Annotated in this window: 14 protein-coding genes; 9 read left to right on the forward strand and 5 right to left on the reverse strand. The window is 37.2% G+C overall.

The annotated features are described in order from the left end of the window. Positions 1-24 precede the first annotated feature (24 nt). On the forward strand, positions 25-2,280 hold the full coding sequence (gene clpA, locus QUD79_RS08135; protein ID WP_184422894.1) for an ATP-dependent Clp protease ATP-binding subunit ClpA: 2,256 nt from the start codon (positions 25-27) through the stop codon (positions 2,278-2,280). A 59-nt stretch (positions 2,281-2,339) separates the two neighbouring features. Here clpA and infA read toward each other — a convergent pair whose 3' ends face one another. The 5 genes from infA to ald form a co-directional block, all read right to left on the reverse strand. Next, positions 2,340-2,558 (reverse strand): translation initiation factor IF-1, encoded by a 219-nt coding sequence (gene infA / locus QUD79_RS08140; RefSeq protein ID WP_011043571.1) that lies wholly within the window; start codon positions 2,556-2,558, stop codon positions 2,340-2,342. 393 nt (positions 2,559-2,951) lie between these two features. After that, a complete protein-coding gene (locus QUD79_RS08145) occupies positions 2,952-3,653 on the reverse strand; it encodes an arginyltransferase (RefSeq protein ID WP_184422896.1) in 702 nt (233 codons plus the stop codon). 31 nt (positions 3,654-3,684) lie between these two features. Beyond that, positions 3,685-4,395, reverse strand: a complete 711-nt coding sequence (gene aat / locus QUD79_RS08150) for a leucyl/phenylalanyl-tRNA--protein transferase (RefSeq protein ID WP_184422898.1) — start codon at positions 4,393-4,395, stop codon at positions 3,685-3,687. Between the two features lie 4 nt (positions 4,396-4,399). Further along, entirely contained in the window at positions 4,400-5,356 is a 957-nt protein-coding gene (gene trxB, locus QUD79_RS08155; RefSeq protein ID WP_184422900.1) for a thioredoxin-disulfide reductase, read from the reverse strand. 530 nt (positions 5,357-5,886) lie between these two features. Next, on the reverse strand, positions 5,887-7,008 hold the full coding sequence (gene ald / locus QUD79_RS08160) for an alanine dehydrogenase (RefSeq protein ID WP_184422902.1): 1,122 nt from the start codon (positions 7,006-7,008) through the stop codon (positions 5,887-5,889). 131 nt (positions 7,009-7,139) lie between these two features. On the opposite strand from ald, the gene lrp reads away from it, so the two are divergent. From lrp to QUD79_RS08200, 8 genes are all read left to right on the forward strand, one after another. Next, the gene (gene lrp, locus QUD79_RS08165) at positions 7,140-7,622 is read left to right on the forward strand and encodes a leucine-responsive transcriptional regulator Lrp (protein ID WP_286290680.1); all 483 of its coding nucleotides are present in this window, start codon (positions 7,140-7,142) and stop codon (positions 7,620-7,622) included. Positions 7,623-7,799: 177 nt separating this feature from the next. Then, positions 7,800-10,214 (forward strand): DNA translocase FtsK, encoded by a 2,415-nt coding sequence (locus QUD79_RS08170; protein WP_184423032.1) that lies wholly within the window; start codon positions 7,800-7,802, stop codon positions 10,212-10,214. Between the two features lie 5 nt (positions 10,215-10,219). Continuing rightward, the gene (gene lolA, locus QUD79_RS08175) at positions 10,220-10,909 is read left to right on the forward strand and encodes an outer membrane lipoprotein periplasmic chaperone LolA (RefSeq protein ID WP_184422906.1); all 690 of its coding nucleotides are present in this window, start codon (positions 10,220-10,222) and stop codon (positions 10,907-10,909) included. Then, positions 10,896-12,281: a replication-associated recombination protein A gene (locus tag QUD79_RS08180; protein WP_184422908.1), complete on the forward strand. Its 1,386-nt coding sequence runs from the start codon at positions 10,896-10,898 to the stop codon at positions 12,279-12,281. The genes lolA and QUD79_RS08180 overlap by 14 nt, the downstream gene beginning before the upstream one ends. Continuing rightward, positions 12,262-12,663: a fluoride efflux transporter CrcB gene (crcB, locus tag QUD79_RS08185; RefSeq protein ID WP_184422910.1), complete on the forward strand. Its 402-nt coding sequence runs from the start codon at positions 12,262-12,264 to the stop codon at positions 12,661-12,663. The genes QUD79_RS08180 and crcB overlap by 20 nt, the downstream gene beginning before the upstream one ends. Positions 12,664-12,981: 318 nt before the next feature. After that, positions 12,982-14,262, forward strand: coding sequence for a serine--tRNA ligase (serS, locus tag QUD79_RS08190; RefSeq protein ID WP_184422912.1), 1,281 nt, complete (start codon positions 12,982-12,984; stop codon positions 14,260-14,262). Positions 14,263-14,498: 236 nt separating this feature from the next. Continuing rightward, entirely contained in the window at positions 14,499-14,981 is a 483-nt protein-coding gene (locus tag QUD79_RS08195; RefSeq protein ID WP_184422914.1) for a TlpA disulfide reductase family protein, read from the forward strand. A 66-nt stretch (positions 14,982-15,047) separates the two neighbouring features. Beyond that, the gene (locus QUD79_RS08200) at positions 15,048-16,175 is read left to right on the forward strand and encodes a M14 family metallopeptidase (protein ID WP_184422916.1); all 1,128 of its coding nucleotides are present in this window, start codon (positions 15,048-15,050) and stop codon (positions 16,173-16,175) included. Positions 16,176-16,212: the final 37 nt, after the last annotated feature.

Below are 16,212 nucleotides of genomic sequence, written 5' to 3' on the forward strand. Positions count from 1 at the left end.
CGAGGTTTATAGTTGGAGTAGCCTATGTTGAACAAAGATTTAGAAGTTTCCCTTAATTTGGCATTTCGTCAAGCTAAAGAGTCGCGTCATGAATTTATGACCGTTGAGCACTTATTGCTTGCATTACTCGATAATCCGTCTTCAATTGACGCATTAAAAGCTTGTGGTGCAGATATGGTTAAGATCAGAAAGGAGCTATTTGGCTTTATTAGTGAAACTACCCCCGTTATTCCTGAAGGTGAAGAGGAAAGAGAAACTCAACCAACATTAGGTTTTCAGCGCGTATTACAACGAGCTGTTTTTCACGTGCAATCATCAGGTAAAAGTGAAGTAAACGGAGCGAACGTTTTAGTTGCTATTTTTAGCGAACAAGAGTCTCAAGCTGCATACTTTTTGAAAAAATCTGATATTAGCCGCTTAGATATCGTCAATTATATTTCTCATGGAATAGCAAAAATAGAACGACAAGATGGTCTAAATCAAGATGAGATATCACCCCAAGTTGAAGATGAACCACGCACAATTGAAAATTTTGCTATTAACCTCAATGAAGAGGCACTTAAAGGCAAAATAGATCCGCTAATTGGCAGAGACAGTGAGTTAGAGCGTACCCTGCAGGTTCTAGGTCGTCGAAGAAAAAATAATCCATTATTTGTTGGTGAGGCTGGTGTTGGTAAAACCGCAATCGCCGAAGGATTAGCTAATTTAATTACTTCAGATAAAGTACCTGAGTTTTTAGCTGATACTACAATTTATTCGTTAGACATGGGCGCACTACTTGCTGGCACTAAGTATCGTGGCGACTTTGAGAAACGTTTCAAATCATTATTAAAAGAGCTTGAGGAAGAAGGTAACGCCATTTTATTTATTGATGAAATTCATACCATCATAGGAGCAGGTGCTGCATCTGGTGGCATGATGGACGCATCAAATCTAATAAAACCGTTGTTATCCTCAGGTAAGTTACGGTGCTTAGGATCAACTACGTATCAAGAATATCAAACAATCTTTGAAAAAGACCGTGCACTTGCACGCCGTTTTCAAAAGATTGATATTGTTGAGCCTAGTGTTGATGATACAACTAAAATACTGATCGGATTGAAAGAAAAGTACGAGTCACACCATGGTATACGTTACACAAATAAGGCATTAAGAGCTGCTGCACAGTTGTCAGCAAAATACATTAATGAAAGATTCTTACCCGATAAAGCCATTGATGTTATTGATGAAGCTGGTGCGAAGCAACAATTAATTGCAGCGTCTAAACGTAAGAAAGTAATCAACAATACAGATATAGAAACTATTGTTGCTAAAATGGCGCGCATTCCTGAGAAGTCGGTTTCAAGCTCCGAAATTGATAGTCTTAAAACTTTAGATAGAAACTTAAAACTTGTGGTGTTTGGGCAAGATCATGCCATTGATGAACTATCATCAGTTATTCGTTTATCTCGTGCAGGCCTTGGTAATGAAAAGAAACCTGTTGGGTCATTTTTGTTTGCTGGGCCTACAGGCGTTGGTAAAACAGAAGTAACTCAACAATTAGCAAAAATATTAGGTGTTGAGTTATTACGTTTTGATATGTCTGAGTATATGGAGAAGCATGCGGTCAGCCGGCTTATAGGCGCTCCTCCAGGCTATGTAGGATATGAACAAGGCGGACTATTAACTGATGCGGTAATTAAGCAACCACATGCCGTTGTGTTGCTTGATGAGATAGAGAAAGCACATCCAGATGTTTTCAATATTTTACTTCAAGTAATGGACCACGGTACATTAACTGACAATAACGGCCGTAAAGCTGATTTTAGAAATATCACCTTAGTGTTAACCACTAATGCGGGAGTTACTGAAACTATTCGTCAATCAATTGGCTTTAAGCAACAGGATCATAGTATTGATGCTATGGATGAAATTAACAAAATTTTCTCTCCTGAGTTTCGTAACCGTTTAGACAACATTGTTTGGTTTAACCATTTAAGTACAGAAGTAATATACCAAGTGGTTGATAAATTCCTTGTTGAATTACAAGCATTGCTTGATGATAAAGGTGTGTCGTTAGAGTTATCGAAAGATGCGAAAAAATGGTTAGCAACACATGGCTACGATAAATCAATGGGCGCTAGACCTATGGCACGATTAATTCAAGAGCAGTTGAAAAAGCCGCTTGCTAATGAATTATTATTTGGTGAGCTGAAAAATGGTGGTGTAGCCAAAGTTTCTGTTAAAAAAGATAAGCTTGTTTTAACGTGTGAAAACAAAAAAGAACTTGTTGAGCACTAAACGTTATTAAGAATATAAAAAAACCTGCTAGATAGCAGGTTTTTTTTATAACTTAATCGTTATCTAGCACGGAAAATAATGCGGCCTTTAGATAAATCGTATGGCGTTAATTCAACCGTAACTTTATCGCCGGTTAAAATACGAATATAGTTCTTACGCATTTTACCTGAAATATGAGCTGTAACAACGTGTCCATTTTCTAATTCAACACGAAACATAGTATTTGGTAAGGTATCTAAAACCGTACCTTGCATTTCAATATTTTCTTCTTTCGCCATTGGGCGTTAAACCTCTATAAGTGTGCATAATATTAAGTGAAGTAATTCATTACCTACTTGGCTAGATTTAAAAGGCTTATAGGCATAATTTGATAATATATAAAATTAACAAACTAGGACCATATGGGTATGCATAATTTAGGGGGAATAGTAACTTCCTCAAAAGCTATAACACTGCATATAAGCCTTTTAAACTCGCTTTGTTTTGGCGCATTAACGAACTGATGACTGAATTAAATTAACAAAAAATAGAATTGACTATACTTGAAAAATTTAGTTTGTATTAAGCTCGCTATAAGTAGCGCTAAGTAGATTAATTATTTAATTCATTTACTATAAATAAAAAACTGCGCAGATCATGCCGAAATGTTCGGCTAATGTAAAGCAATCAGTCTATTTATTTACAGTTTGCCAACAATTATCTTGCAAAATTTGATGTGGGTAATAGCGATTTTTGTAATTCATCTTTTTACATTCGTCTATTTGATAACCTAGATAAAGGTGTTTTTTCTCCATTACCTTAGTAATCTCTATTTGTTTGAGAATAGCAAAAACCCCTAGGCTAGATGACTGTAATTTTGGTTGGTAAAATGTATATACAGCAGAAAGTGCATCTAGCAGAACGTCAGTAACAGCAACAGCTACAAGAGTATCGTTACTATAAATTTCAATAAATAATTGTTGAGTGATATTGTTACCCAAAAAGCTATTAAATTGCTGTAAATTTGCAGGGAACATGCTGCCATCACTATGAAGTGTGTTGATATACTGTTCGTAAAGTGGGTAATAACTTTCTGAGACGTTTGAAGATACTTTTATGTTAAATGATTGGTTTTTCTTTAACACACGTTTTTGACTCTTCGATGGTGTAAACTGGTCAACTATCACTCTTAATGACTTACATGCACGGCAGTTTAAACAATAAGGGCGATATACTTGGTCACCACTTCGACGAAATCCTTCACTCATCAACCATGAATACTTTTCAGTATTGTGTAATCGAGAGTCAGTCGCAACGAGTAAACGTTCCTGTTTATCAGGTAGATAATTACAAGTAAAGCTCTCGGTTATGCCAAGTTGATAATTTTCACTCATAGATTCTATGCCGGTTAATTATTTGGACATGTTATTTAATAATAACTTTTCTTGGTAACCAAAAGTCTTTAGGTAAAGTCGTTTTAATTGCTTTATTCTTAATTAACATAAATTGATCACGAGAAATTTCAATACATCCCATAGCATTTAAGAAAGGGTTTTCAATTTGGCAATCAAAAAACGTTATATTTTGAGACGCTAATAACTCATTAAGTGTGATTAATGCAACTTTTGACGCGTTGTCTTTAGTATAAAACATAGACTCACCAGAGAAGTAGCCATTAATAGCAATACCGTATAACCCCCCAATCAGTTCTTGTTCATCCCACACTTCAATTGATTGTGCATACCCTGCGTGGTGCAAATCAATATACGCTTGTTTCATTTCTTCTGTGATCCATGTACCTTCTTTTCTAAAAGGTGCATTTGCGCATAAGGTGATAACTGCTTCAAAAGCCAAATTTACAGAAGTCGTATAATGTGTTTTATTAAGAAACTTTCGAGTAGTGCGGTTAATTATTAATTGATCAGTCTTTATGATTGCACGAGGAGTAGGGCACCACCATAAAATGGGCTGCTGATCGTTGTACCAAGGAAATATTCCGTTAGAGTATGCTTTGACTAATCGTTGTACTGATAAGTCACCACCGATAGCAAGTAATCCATTAGGGTCGGACAAAGCGCTATCGTATGGTGGGAAGTTCAGACTTTCCTGCTCTAGCCATTGGAGAGTCTGAGACATTATCTTAGTTAGACTGTTTAGCGTCTAAATAACGTTCTGCATCCAATGCAGCCATACAGCCGGCACCAGCAGATGTGATTGCTTGGCGATAGATATGATCGGCTACGTCGCCGGCAGCAAATACTCCTTCAATACTTGTTTGCGTCGCATTACCATTAGTACCGCTATTAATAGTTAAGTAGCCATCTTTCATATCAAGTTGGCCTTTAAAAATATCGGTATTAGGCTTATGGCCAATAGCAATAAACACACCACTTAACGCTAATTCTTCAGTTGCATCAGAATTTGTTTCTTTTAAACGTACTCCTGTAACGCCCATGTTATCACCAAGCACTTCGTCTAACGTGCGATCTAAGTGCAGGGTAATGTTACCATTTGCTACTTTATCCATTAAACGATCAGTTAGTATCTTTTCACTGCGGAATGTATCACGACGGTGCACCAGATGAACTTCTGACGCTATATTCGATAAATACAGTGCTTCTTCAACAGCAGTATTGCCACCACCAACAACGGCGACTTTCTGATTGCGGTAAAAAAATCCATCACAGGTAGCACAAGCTGAAACACCTTTACCCATGAAAGCTTCTTCAGAAGGTAATCCAATATACTGAGCTGATGCACCTGTACAAATGATTAACGCGTCACAAGTATAATTACTGCTGCCAGTAAGCTTAAACGGGCGTTGTGTAAGATCAACCGATTCTATATGGTCAAAAATTATTTCAGTATCAAATTTTTCGGCATGCTTTTGCATACGGTCCATTAATGCAGGGCCAGTTAAGTCATCAGCATCACCGGGCCAATTCTCTACATCAGTTGTGGTAGTAAGTTGTCCACCTTGTTGCATGCCTGTGATCATTACGGGGTTTAAGTTTGCGCGGGCTGCATAAACTGCTGCAGTATAACCAGCTGGTCCTGAGCCCAATATGAGTAACGGGCAATGTCTTGCTTCGCTCATGAATTACTCCAAAGTAAGGAAATGATAAACAATATCTAGTTGATTGGGATTCTAAGTAATAAACTCAAGTGGGTACAATAAGTTTTCATTAAAAATATCAGCGAAATGCCTAAATTGCACAATTAATTTTACGAAAAGGTAAAAATTGGTTACTTATTGTACTCGGGCGTGTTGATCTTTCGAGTACGAATTAAACATGATTTAATTGAGGCGTAGCGAATAAAGTGTAGTATTCTACATAAATGAGCTAGACAGCTTCCGCGTCCTGCTCACGCTAAGTATCTACTTCCGTGTAAGCAACGAAAAGTAATACCAGTTTCATTAATTAAGTGATCTATTTTATACGCAGTGAAAACAGCCAAATACAAGGCGTTTATTTTCATAACTAGTTGTCCTATTTATAAAATAAATAACGCAGTAGTTGACTGTTTTAGCCAGTAGAAATGATCGCATAGTTAATGAGATTGGTACCGCACCTACAAAAAAGCCGTTATCACGGATAACGGCTAAATAAGTAGTTTTTGAATTAATTATAAAGTGGCTAGTGCTACTGCAGGTTCAACAAATTCATAACCTAAAACATCAGCTACTGGTTTGTATGTCACTTTACCGCCCAATACATTTAATCCATTCATTAAATGTACATCGTCTAAGAGCGCTTTCTTAGCGCCTTTATTAGCAATAGTTACTGTAAATGGCATAGTTGCATTAGTTAATGCTAGTGTTGACGTTCTTGCTACACCGCCTGGCATATTGGCAACACAGTAATGAACAACACCATCAACTACATATGTCGGATCTTGATGCGTAGTGGCTCTAGATGTTTCAAAACAACCACCTTGGTCGATAGCAACATCTACTATTACTGAGCCTTTTTTCATCATTTTGATGTGTTCTGCTGTTACTAACTTAGGTGCTGCTGCACCAGGAATAAGTACTGCGCCAATAATTAAATCAGCATCAACAACAAGTTGGTCCATAGCATCAGCAGTTGAATATACCGTTTTTAAACGGCCATCAAACTCAGTGTCTAACTGACGAAGACGAGGTAAAGAACGGTCTAAAATAGTAACGTCTGCGCCCATACCCACAGCCATACGAGCTGCTTGGGTACCTACTACACCACCACCAACAACAATAACCTTAGCTGGTGCAACACCTGGTACACCTCCTAATAATGCGCCTAAGCCGCCTTGTGCTTTTTCTAATGCATGAGCACCAGCTTGAATAGACATACGGCCTGCAACTTCAGACATTGGCGCTAACAATGGTAATCCGCCTGTAGCGCCTGTAACTGTTTCATATGCAATACAAGTTGCGCCTGAAGCAATTAATAATTCAGTTTGTACTGGGTCTGGAGCCAAATGTAAGTACGTAAATAATATTTGGCCAGGGCGAAGCATTTTACATTCATTAGGCTGTGGCTCTTTTACTTTAATTATCATATCTGCTGTAGCAAATATTTCTTCAGGCGTATCAATAATTTTAGCGCCTGCTGCGATGTATTGATCGTTATCAAAGCCAATGGAAGCACCACCATTATTTTCAACAATAACTTCGTGGCCATTAACAATTAACTCTTTAACGCCAGCTGGAGTCATGCCTATGCGATATTCGTGGTTTTTAATTTCTTTTGGTACACCAATAATCATAAAATAATCTCTGTTAACTTGTTGTAATATTTGCGCCTAGTATAATTAAAAATATACGGATTAACCTATCGAATTTTTTCAAACTACGATATATTATTCTATACAACCTGCTTTTTATGGTGTTTTATAAAGTGAAAGGTCATTCAAATAAATCGTTAGATAGAATCGATCGTAACATTTTAGTTGAGTTACAAAAAAATGCGAAGCTTTCTAATGTCCAATTATCAAAAAGTGTAGGGTTAAGCCCAACACCTTGTTTAGAGCGCGTAAAAAAACTTGAAAAAGAAAAGTACATCCTTGGCTACCAGGCTATTTTAAATCCTGAATTACTTGATGCTGCATTACTTGTTATTGTAGAAATAACATTAACCAAAACAAGCCCAGATGTATTTGACGACTTTTCAAAAGCCGTACATGGTTTAGACGTCATTCAAGAATGTCACCTGGTTTCGGGTGAGTTTGATTTTTTGTTAAAAACCCGGGTAGCAGATATGAATGCTTACCGAGAATTACTTGGTGATACACTTCTTCGGCTTCCTGCTGTTAGCGAAAGTCGAACTTATGTAGTTATGGAAGAAGTAAAATCGTCGAATATTTTGCCAATTAAGCGTTAACGCAGTTAAATTAACCGTTAAAGCATTTTATTGCATGGCATTGTTTGGTACTTTACACACATATATAATGAAAATTTGGATTCGGTGACACATTTGTCTGATATTTCTCCCCCGGTAAAACTTAATGGTGTACAACGTCTGCTCGAGGCTGGTTTATTAGTTTCGTGTGTTTTAGCTATGTATATAATGCTAGCGTTGTTTAGTTTCGATGCTGCAGACCCCGGCTGGTCACAAACAGGTTACCAAACACCTGTTCGAAACTTGGGTGGAGCTGTTGGTGCCTATATTTCAGATATGCTTCTCAATGTGTTTGGTATGGTCGCTTATACACTACCTTTTGTAATAGCGATTGTTGGTTGGTTACTTTTTCAAAAATATTACAAACTTGTTCAGCTTGATTATTTAACATTAGGGCTTAAGTTCATTGGGTTTATCATGTTTTATATCGGCATTACTTCGATTGCTAGTATGAACTTTGATGATATTTTTTATTTTTCTGCTGGTGGTATTCTTGGGGATGTCTTGAGTAACTCTGTATTACCTTACTTTTCGTTTGTCGGTAGTACGCTGCTTTTTTTAACTTTTGTATTATCTGGTTTTGTATTAGTAACAGGAATTTCCCTACTAAAATTAATTGATGCTTTAGGTGAAACAATAATTAAACTCGCACTTAAAGCAACCGCATTACCACTATGGATAAAAACGAGGTTTGATAGCAGACCCGATAATAATGAAAACGAAAACTCGCCAATTAAAAAGTCTAAAATTGATAAAAACACATTAACGTCAGCTAAACCATTAGCTGGAAATGTAGGCGATGTTGATCAGGAAGATGTTCATCAAGCATTCTCTTCTTTAAGCCCACGAGAGAATCAACAAATTATCTCAACAAGTAAAAATGATAGCCCATTTCAATTAGACGATGAAATAGAGCCTTTTATTAATATTGATGACTTAATGGGGGAGCCGTTAGCGATTAATGTTCAAGAACATGTCAGTGATGATGAGATCAACGCAGCTTTTGAAAATGTTGAAAAAATTGACGTTTCACACAACACACACAAGAAAGTGATAGTAAACCCCGAAGCGCATGAACAAATGGTGATGCCTTCAATTGATTTACTCGACCGACCTGATAAAGCCGAAAACCCTATCGATGAAGAGCAATTAACACAAGTGAGTCGACTGGTTGAAGCAAAGTTAGCTGAGTTTGGTATTCAAGCCAATGTTGTTGGTGTTTACCCAGGTCCTGTTATCACTCGTTTTGAACTTGATTTAGCACCAGGTGTAAAAGTAAGTAAAATTTCTAACCTTTCAAAAGACTTGGCACGCTCGTTATCAGCTAAGGCGGTACGTGTTGTCGAAGTTATTCCAGGTAAGTCAGTAATAGGGCTAGAACTACCTAATAAACATAGAGAAATTGTATATTTAAGAGACGTATTAGCCAGCGAAAAATTTGAGCAAGCGTCATCATCATTGACCATGGCAATTGGTCATGACATTGCAGGAGAACCTGTTATTGTAGATTTAGCTAAGATGCCACATTTATTAGTTGCTGGTACAACTGGCTCAGGTAAGTCTGTCGCTATTAATACTATGATATTAAGTTTACTTTATAAATCTTCTCCAGAAGATGTGCGCATGATAATGATCGATCCTAAAATGCTAGAGTTATCTGTTTATGAAGGAATACCACATTTACTTTCTGAGGTGGTAACCGATATGAAACAAGCGTCAAATGCATTGCGTTGGTGTGTAGGTGAAATGGAAAGACGTTATAAAGTAATGTCTGCATTAGGCGTGCGTAACTTAAAAGGCTACAATGTAAAAATTGCTAATGCAATTAAAGCAGGGGACCCGATTATCGACCCCCTGTGGCAACCTACAAGTGGACTAGATCAAACGCCACCATTACTTGAAAAATTACCAAGCATTGTTGTTATTGTTGACGAATTTGCCGACATGATGATGATTGTTGGTAAAAAAGTTGAAGAACTAATAGCCCGTATTGCCCAGAAAGCACGAGCAGCAGGAATACATTTAATTTTAGCTACACAACGACCATCGGTTGATGTGATTACCGGATTAATTAAAGCTAACATTCCAACGAGAATGGCATTACAAGTTTCATCTAGAATTGACTCTAGAACAATTCTAGATCAACAAGGAGCTGAACAACTTCTTGGGTATGGCGATATGTTTTATTTACCACCTGGCTCAGGTTTACCCACGCGTGTACATGGCGCATTTGTTGACGATCATGAGGTTCACGCCGTGGTTAAAGACTGGAAGTCTCGAGGTGAACCTAATTACGTTGATGAAATATTATCTGGTGAAAACGAACAAGATATTTTACTGCCAGGGGAAAGCTCAGAAGGAGATGAAGAAGAATTAGATACGATTTATGATGAAGCTCTACAATTTGTAACTGAAACTAGACGGGTTTCTATTTCTAGTGTTCAACGAAAATTTCGTATTGGATATAACCGTGCTGCACGTATTGTTGAACAAATGGAAATTCAAGGAGTCGTATCTACTCCAGGTAATAATGGCGCTAGAGAAGTGCTAGCTCCACCGCCAATTAAGGATTAATCAGAGTGTTAAAGCAAACAACTATTTCATTAATTATCACAACAGCACTTAGCTTCTCAGCAAATGTTTATTCAACTGAAGCAACAGCTAATACCAAGGCTAGCGCACTAAATACAGTTAGTGCTGAAAATGACAATACGGTAAAACAATTGCTCAAAGCAATGTTAGCGAAAGTGCATCAATTTAGTGCTAGTTTTGTACAACAAGTACTTGATGAAGAAGGTAACCTACTTCAAGAAGCAACAGGGAAATTAAAGGTAAGCAAGCCAAATTTAGTTTATTGGTTTACTGAAGAGCCTAACGAATCTCTAATTGTATCTGACGGTGAAACACTATGGTTTTATGACCCTTTTATTGAACAGGCAAGTGCTTATGGCATTAATCAATCGATAGCTAACACACCGATATTATTATTAAGTAATAGTAATGAAGAATTATGGCAGCACTATCAAGTAATTAAAAAAAGTGACACCCATTATCTCATCCATTCAAAAGATGAAAATAGTAAAGTTAAATCTTTAGCCTTATATTTTAGTGAAACTATTGCGAATCAACTCGTTGGCTTTGATATTATTGATTCAACTGGTCAAATAAGTAAAATATCGTTGAATAACATCGATAGTAAAACCCCATTAAACGATAACACGTTCATTTTCACATTACCTGACGGGGCTGATTTAGATGACCAGCGGTAATGGTACGTTAGATTTAACTTTTACTGCTGATCAACAGTTTCAACCATTAGCTGCACAGTTAAGGCCCAATACTTTAGCTGAATATGTTGGTCAAGAACACATCCTCGCTCCTGGTATGCCACTCACTCAAGCGATTGAGCAAGGTAAATGTCAATCGGTTATATTTTGGGGACCGCCAGGTACTGGCAAAACTACCTTAGCAGAAATTATTGCCAGTCATGCTGATGCAGAAATAGCAAGGGTTTCCGCGGTAACAAGTGGTATTAAAGAAATTAGAGCTGAAATTGAAAATGCCAAGCAACGTATAATCCATCAACAAAAACGTACGGTACTTTTTGTTGATGAAGTACACCGCTTTAACAAAAGTCAGCAAGATGCTTTTCTACCTCACATAGAGGACGGCACCATTATTTTTATTGGTGCTACAACTGAAAACCCTGCATTTGAATTAAATCAGGCTATTTTATCTCGCGCACGTGTATTTACCTTAAAAAAATTAACGACTCAAAACCTTGAAAATGTGCTCATCAGGGCCATAAATCATATTGCTGAAACTCAACAGATTAACGTTAAACTTCAAGGTAAAAGTAAAGCTCAACTTATTGCAATTGCCGATGGAGACGCACGTAGGTTGTTAAACTTGGTTGAAACCTGTATCACTTTCGCCGACAAAGATAGTAATGCCACCTCTGCTACAAAGGAAAAGAACCAAGAAGTTGTCCTGACAGAACAACGGATCGCCGAAGTAGCAGGCAGTAAAGTTGCGCTCTATGATAAAAATGGCGATGCATTTTATGACCTGATAAGTGCATTTCATAAATCCGTGAGAGGATCAGATCCCGACGCTGCATTATATTGGTATGCCAGAATATTAGCAGGTGGGGGCGATGCGCTATACGTAGCTCGTCGTTTACTGGCTATAGCAAGTGAAGATATAGGCAATGCAGATCCACGAGCGATGCAACTTGCAATTAATGCGTGGGATACTTTTCAACGTGTAGGCCCTAGTGAAGGTGAAAGGGCAATTGCTCAAGCAACTGTTTATATGGCATTAGCGCCTAAAAGTAACGCAGTTTATGTTGCATTTAAACAAGCTAAGGTATTAGCGGCGCAAACATCCCACTTAGATGTTCCATTTCACTTGAAAAACGCAACGAGTCAGATCACAAAGAATCTTGGTCATGGTCAAGAATATAGGTATGCACATGATGAGGTTAATGCCTTTGCAGCAGGAGAGTGTTATTTCCCTGAAGAACTTGCTCAAACTTACCTTTATCATCCCACAGAACGTGGGTTAGAAAAGCAATTAAAAGAAAAACAAAACTATTTAGCACAATTGAACAGGCAGAGTGATGAGCAACGCTATAAGTAACGCAACACTTTATTTCACAGTTGCCATTGGTGGGGCCTGTGGCGCTAGTTTGAGGTTTTACTTTTCCCAGTTAATTCTAAATTGGCTAGGAAAAGGTTTCCCTTTTGCTACGTTGGCAGTTAATATTTGCGGTTCACTGGTTATGGGCACGCTTTATGGCTTAATTGACCAAGGAATAATTGAGGTTAGTATTTATCGAACCTTGATAGGTATCGGCTTTATTGGCGCATTTACGACATTCTCAACCTTTTCAATGGATACTTTGCTGCTTATTCAGCAAGGTGATTTATTAAAGGCGATGCTTAATGTAATTTTAAACGTGAGTTTATGTGTTTTTGCCTCAGGAGTAGGATTGTATTTAGTGACATTTTTTAACAAATGAACAACCTAAATACTTTAGGGTCTGTTGATCTTTCCTTTTAGGCTCTGCTATTGGTTATTTTTTAAGATAACATAACGTAGTTAGGTTGAAAAATAACCATAGCCCTTTGGGTTGTCTTGAAAAAGCGTCACTCTTTGTTGCTTAATGTGCATTTGGAAAACCAAATATTACATTAAGCGCCTCGATTGACACCTTATTCAAGTGCAACAGAGCTGTAAATCGAAAGATCAACAGCCCCTAGACAAAACAATTAAATAATACCCATTGGCATAACTGCCAATATTTTTAAAAGTAACTAAATAAGAAACGTAATTCATCATGCTTGATCCAAAACAACTTAGAACAGATATAACTACCGTAGCTGAAAACTTAGCAAAAAGAGGCTTTTCTTTAGATATAGAAGCCTTCAATCTATTAGAAGAGCAACGTAAAGCAATTCAAATTAAAACCCAAGAGTTGCAAAATCAACGTAATACTCAATCTAAGTCTATCGGCCAAGCTAAAGCTCGTGGTGAAGATATTGCACCTTTGTTAGCTGCAGTAAGCCAGCTCGGTGCTGAACTTGAATCAGCAAAAGATGAACAAAACGATGTACTTGCAAAAATTGATGCTATTGTTAGTGCTGTTCCAAATTTAATCGACGAGTCTGTACCACAAGGTGAAAGTGAAGATGATAACGTAGAAGTTAAACGTTGGGGGACTCCGAGAACGTTTGACTTTGAGATTAAAGATCACGTTGATATTGGTGCTTCTCTAGGTAAAGGTATTGATTTTGAAAGCGGCGCTAAAATCGCAGGTACACGATTTGCCGTAATGCGTGGGCAAATTGCAAAGCTTCATCGAGCATTGTCACAATTTATGCTTGATATTCATACCGAGCAACATGGTTACCAAGAAATGTACGTTCCTTATTTAGTTAATCATCAATCACTTTATGGAACAGGGCAGTTACCAAAGTTTGGCGAAGATTTATTTCATACAGACTTAGCTAACCGTCAATTTTCATTGATTCCAACTGCTGAAGTACCATTAACTAACTTAGTTCGAGATGAAATAGTAGAAGAAGATGAACTACCAATAAAGATGTGTGCTCACACGCCTTGTTTTCGTAGTGAAGCTGGTTCGTCAGGACGAGACATTCGTGGATTAATTCGTCAACATCAATTTGATAAAGTAGAAATGGTACAACTAGTAAAACCCGAAGATTCCTTCAATGCACTTGATGAATTAACAGGGCATGCTGAAAAAATTCTCGAATTATTAGAATTACCTTATCGTACCGTTGTTCTTTGTACCGGCGATATAGGTTTTAGTGCGACTAAAACATTTGATATAGAGGTGTGGTTGCCGGCCCAAAATACGTACCGTGAAATTTCTTCATGTTCGAATATGGGTGACTTCCAAGCCCGCCGAATGCAAGCACGTTTTAGAAATAATGAAACTAAACAAACTGAGTTGTTACATTCTTTAAACGGCTCAGGTTTAGCGGTAGGGCGCACCTTAGTTGCAATTTTAGAAAACTATCAACAAGCCGATGGCAGTGTCGAAATTCCAAAAGTGCTACAACCATATATGAAGGGTGCTACACATATCAGTTAAGACCTGTCTCCTAAAGAATTTTTTATTCAATTAAACGGTCTTATACCAGTTTCATTAATTAAGTGAACTATTTTATACGCAGTTAAAACAGCCAAATACAAGGCTTTTATTTTCATAACTAGTTGTTCTAATTATAAAATAAATAACGCAGTAGTTGATTGTTTTAGCCAGTAGAAATGATCACTTAGTTAGTGAGATTGGTATTATTATCATAAGGCCGTTTAAAGGACATATCATTGATCAAAAATTTATTAATTCAAGTCACTGTTTTCTTTTTAATTTTTCAACTACTTTCATGGTATAAAACCAGTGATATGCTCTCAACTGATTCAGCAGTTGAAAGTTCACCTGTGTTAATGACGACTGCCGGAGAGGAAATACGCTTAGTTGCAAAGGATAAAAACCTTGTTCTGTATTTTTTCGCTCCTTGGTGTAGTATTTGTCATGCAAGCATTGATAACTTACAAAAACTCTATGAAAAAAATGAACATTTAGATGTTATAGCGGTAGGTTTAGATTACACATCAGAACAAGAAATTTATGACTTTGTTCAACAACACCAACTAACATTTCCAATAGCACTCGGTAATGAACAAATAAAACAACAATTTAAAGTTTACGCATACCCTAGTTATTATATTATTGATGAACATAATTCCATCAAATCTAAATCTGTTGGTTATTCAACAGAGTTAGGGCTGTATTTAAGATCATTTTAGGTCTTCTGATCTTGATAACGATTGTGTACACTTAGCCTTTCATTTTAACAACAAGTAACTCTTTTCATGCAAATAACATCAAATTTTGATAGTGGTAATATTCATGTTGTTGCCGCAGAGCGTGCTGATGATATTCAATTAGAAATAAAAAAAGATCATCAATCAGATTATTTTCAGTGGTTTCATTTTAAATTACATAACCTTGAGCACATAGAGCATACGCTTAAAATAACTAATGCTGGCCAATCTGCGTATACAGACGGTTGGCCAGGGTATCAAGCAGTTGCCTCTTATGACCGAGAACATTGGTTTAGAGTGCCAACAGAATTTGATGGACAACATTTAACCATCAAATTTACGCCAGAGTATGATTCAACATACTTCGCATATTTTGCTCCTTATAGCTACGAACGCCATCAAGATTTAATTCATAACGCCCAACTCGACATTGACTGCCAACTACAAGTATTAGGGCAAACAATCGATGGTAGAGACATCTCTTTGTTGAAGATAGGTGAAGAGGGTGAAGGTAAAAAAACAATTTGGTTAACAGCTCGCCAACATCCAGGCGAAACGATGGCTGAATGGTTTATGGAAGGCTTTTTAGATCGTTTACTCGACGAAGATGACGGCGCTGCTCGTGCTTTATTAAACAAAGCCGTTTTTTATGTAGTTCCTAACATGAACCCAGATGGTTCTGTAAGAGGGCACTTAAGAACAAATGCTGCAGGTGTAAACCTTAATCGAGAATGGGCACAACCAACTATAGAGAATAGCCCTGAAGTATATTTAGTACGTGAAAAAATGCGCCAAACAGGTGTAGATATGTTTTTAGATATTCATGGTGATGAAGCGTTACCTGTAAACTTTGTGGCAGGTTGTGAAGGTAACCCTTCATACAACGATAAATTAAAGTCGTTAGAAGAAAAATTCAAATCAATACTATTAAATATCACGCCTGAGTTTCAAGATGATAAAGGTTACGACAAAGATGAACCTGGCAAAGCAAATTTAACTCTCGCTGCTAATTGGGTTGGAGAAGAGTTTAAGTGTCTATCTTATACCGTTGAAATGCCATTTAAAGATAATGAGCTATTACCTGATCTAAACGTTGGTTGGTCAGATAATCGTAGTAGTTTGTTGGGTAGAGACGTATTGTCTGCAATTTATCATGTGGTAGATGACTTAAGATAAAACAACCAATAATAAAAATAATAATTAGGAGTTAAAC

Source organism: Thalassotalea piscium (genome assembly GCF_030295935.1).
GTDB classification, from domain to species: Bacteria; Pseudomonadota; Gammaproteobacteria; order Enterobacterales; family Alteromonadaceae; genus Thalassotalea_B; species Thalassotalea_B piscium.

What these genes read in the sequence shown, in the direction of transcription:
- clpA (WP_184422894.1), top strand. Translation starts at nt 25, where the DNA reads ATGTTGAACAAAGATTTAGAAGTTTCCCTTAATTTGGCATTTCGTCAA.
- infA (WP_011043571.1), bottom strand. Translation starts at nt 2,558, where the DNA reads ATGGCGAAAGAAGAAAATATTGAAATGCAAGGTACGGTTTTAGATACC.
- QUD79_RS08145 (WP_184422896.1), bottom strand. Translation starts at nt 3,653, where the DNA reads ATGAGTGAAAATTATCAACTTGGCATAACCGAGAGCTTTACTTGTAAT.
- aat (WP_184422898.1), bottom strand. Translation starts at nt 4,395, where the DNA reads ATGTCTCAGACTCTCCAATGGCTAGAGCAGGAAAGTCTGAACTTCCCA.
- trxB (WP_184422900.1), bottom strand. Translation starts at nt 5,356, where the DNA reads ATGAGCGAAGCAAGACATTGCCCGTTACTCATATTGGGCTCAGGACCA.
- ald (WP_184422902.1), bottom strand. Translation starts at nt 7,008, where the DNA reads ATGATTATTGGTGTACCAAAAGAAATTAAAAACCACGAATATCGCATA.
- QUD79_RS08170 (WP_184423032.1), top strand. Translation starts at nt 7,800, where the DNA reads ATGTATATAATGCTAGCGTTGTTTAGTTTCGATGCTGCAGACCCCGGC.
- QUD79_RS08180 (WP_184422908.1), top strand. Translation starts at nt 10,896, where the DNA reads ATGACCAGCGGTAATGGTACGTTAGATTTAACTTTTACTGCTGATCAA.
- crcB (WP_184422910.1), top strand. Translation starts at nt 12,262, where the DNA reads ATGAGCAACGCTATAAGTAACGCAACACTTTATTTCACAGTTGCCATT.
- serS (WP_184422912.1), top strand. Translation starts at nt 12,982, where the DNA reads ATGCTTGATCCAAAACAACTTAGAACAGATATAACTACCGTAGCTGAA.
- QUD79_RS08200 (WP_184422916.1), top strand. Translation starts at nt 15,048, where the DNA reads ATGCAAATAACATCAAATTTTGATAGTGGTAATATTCATGTTGTTGCC.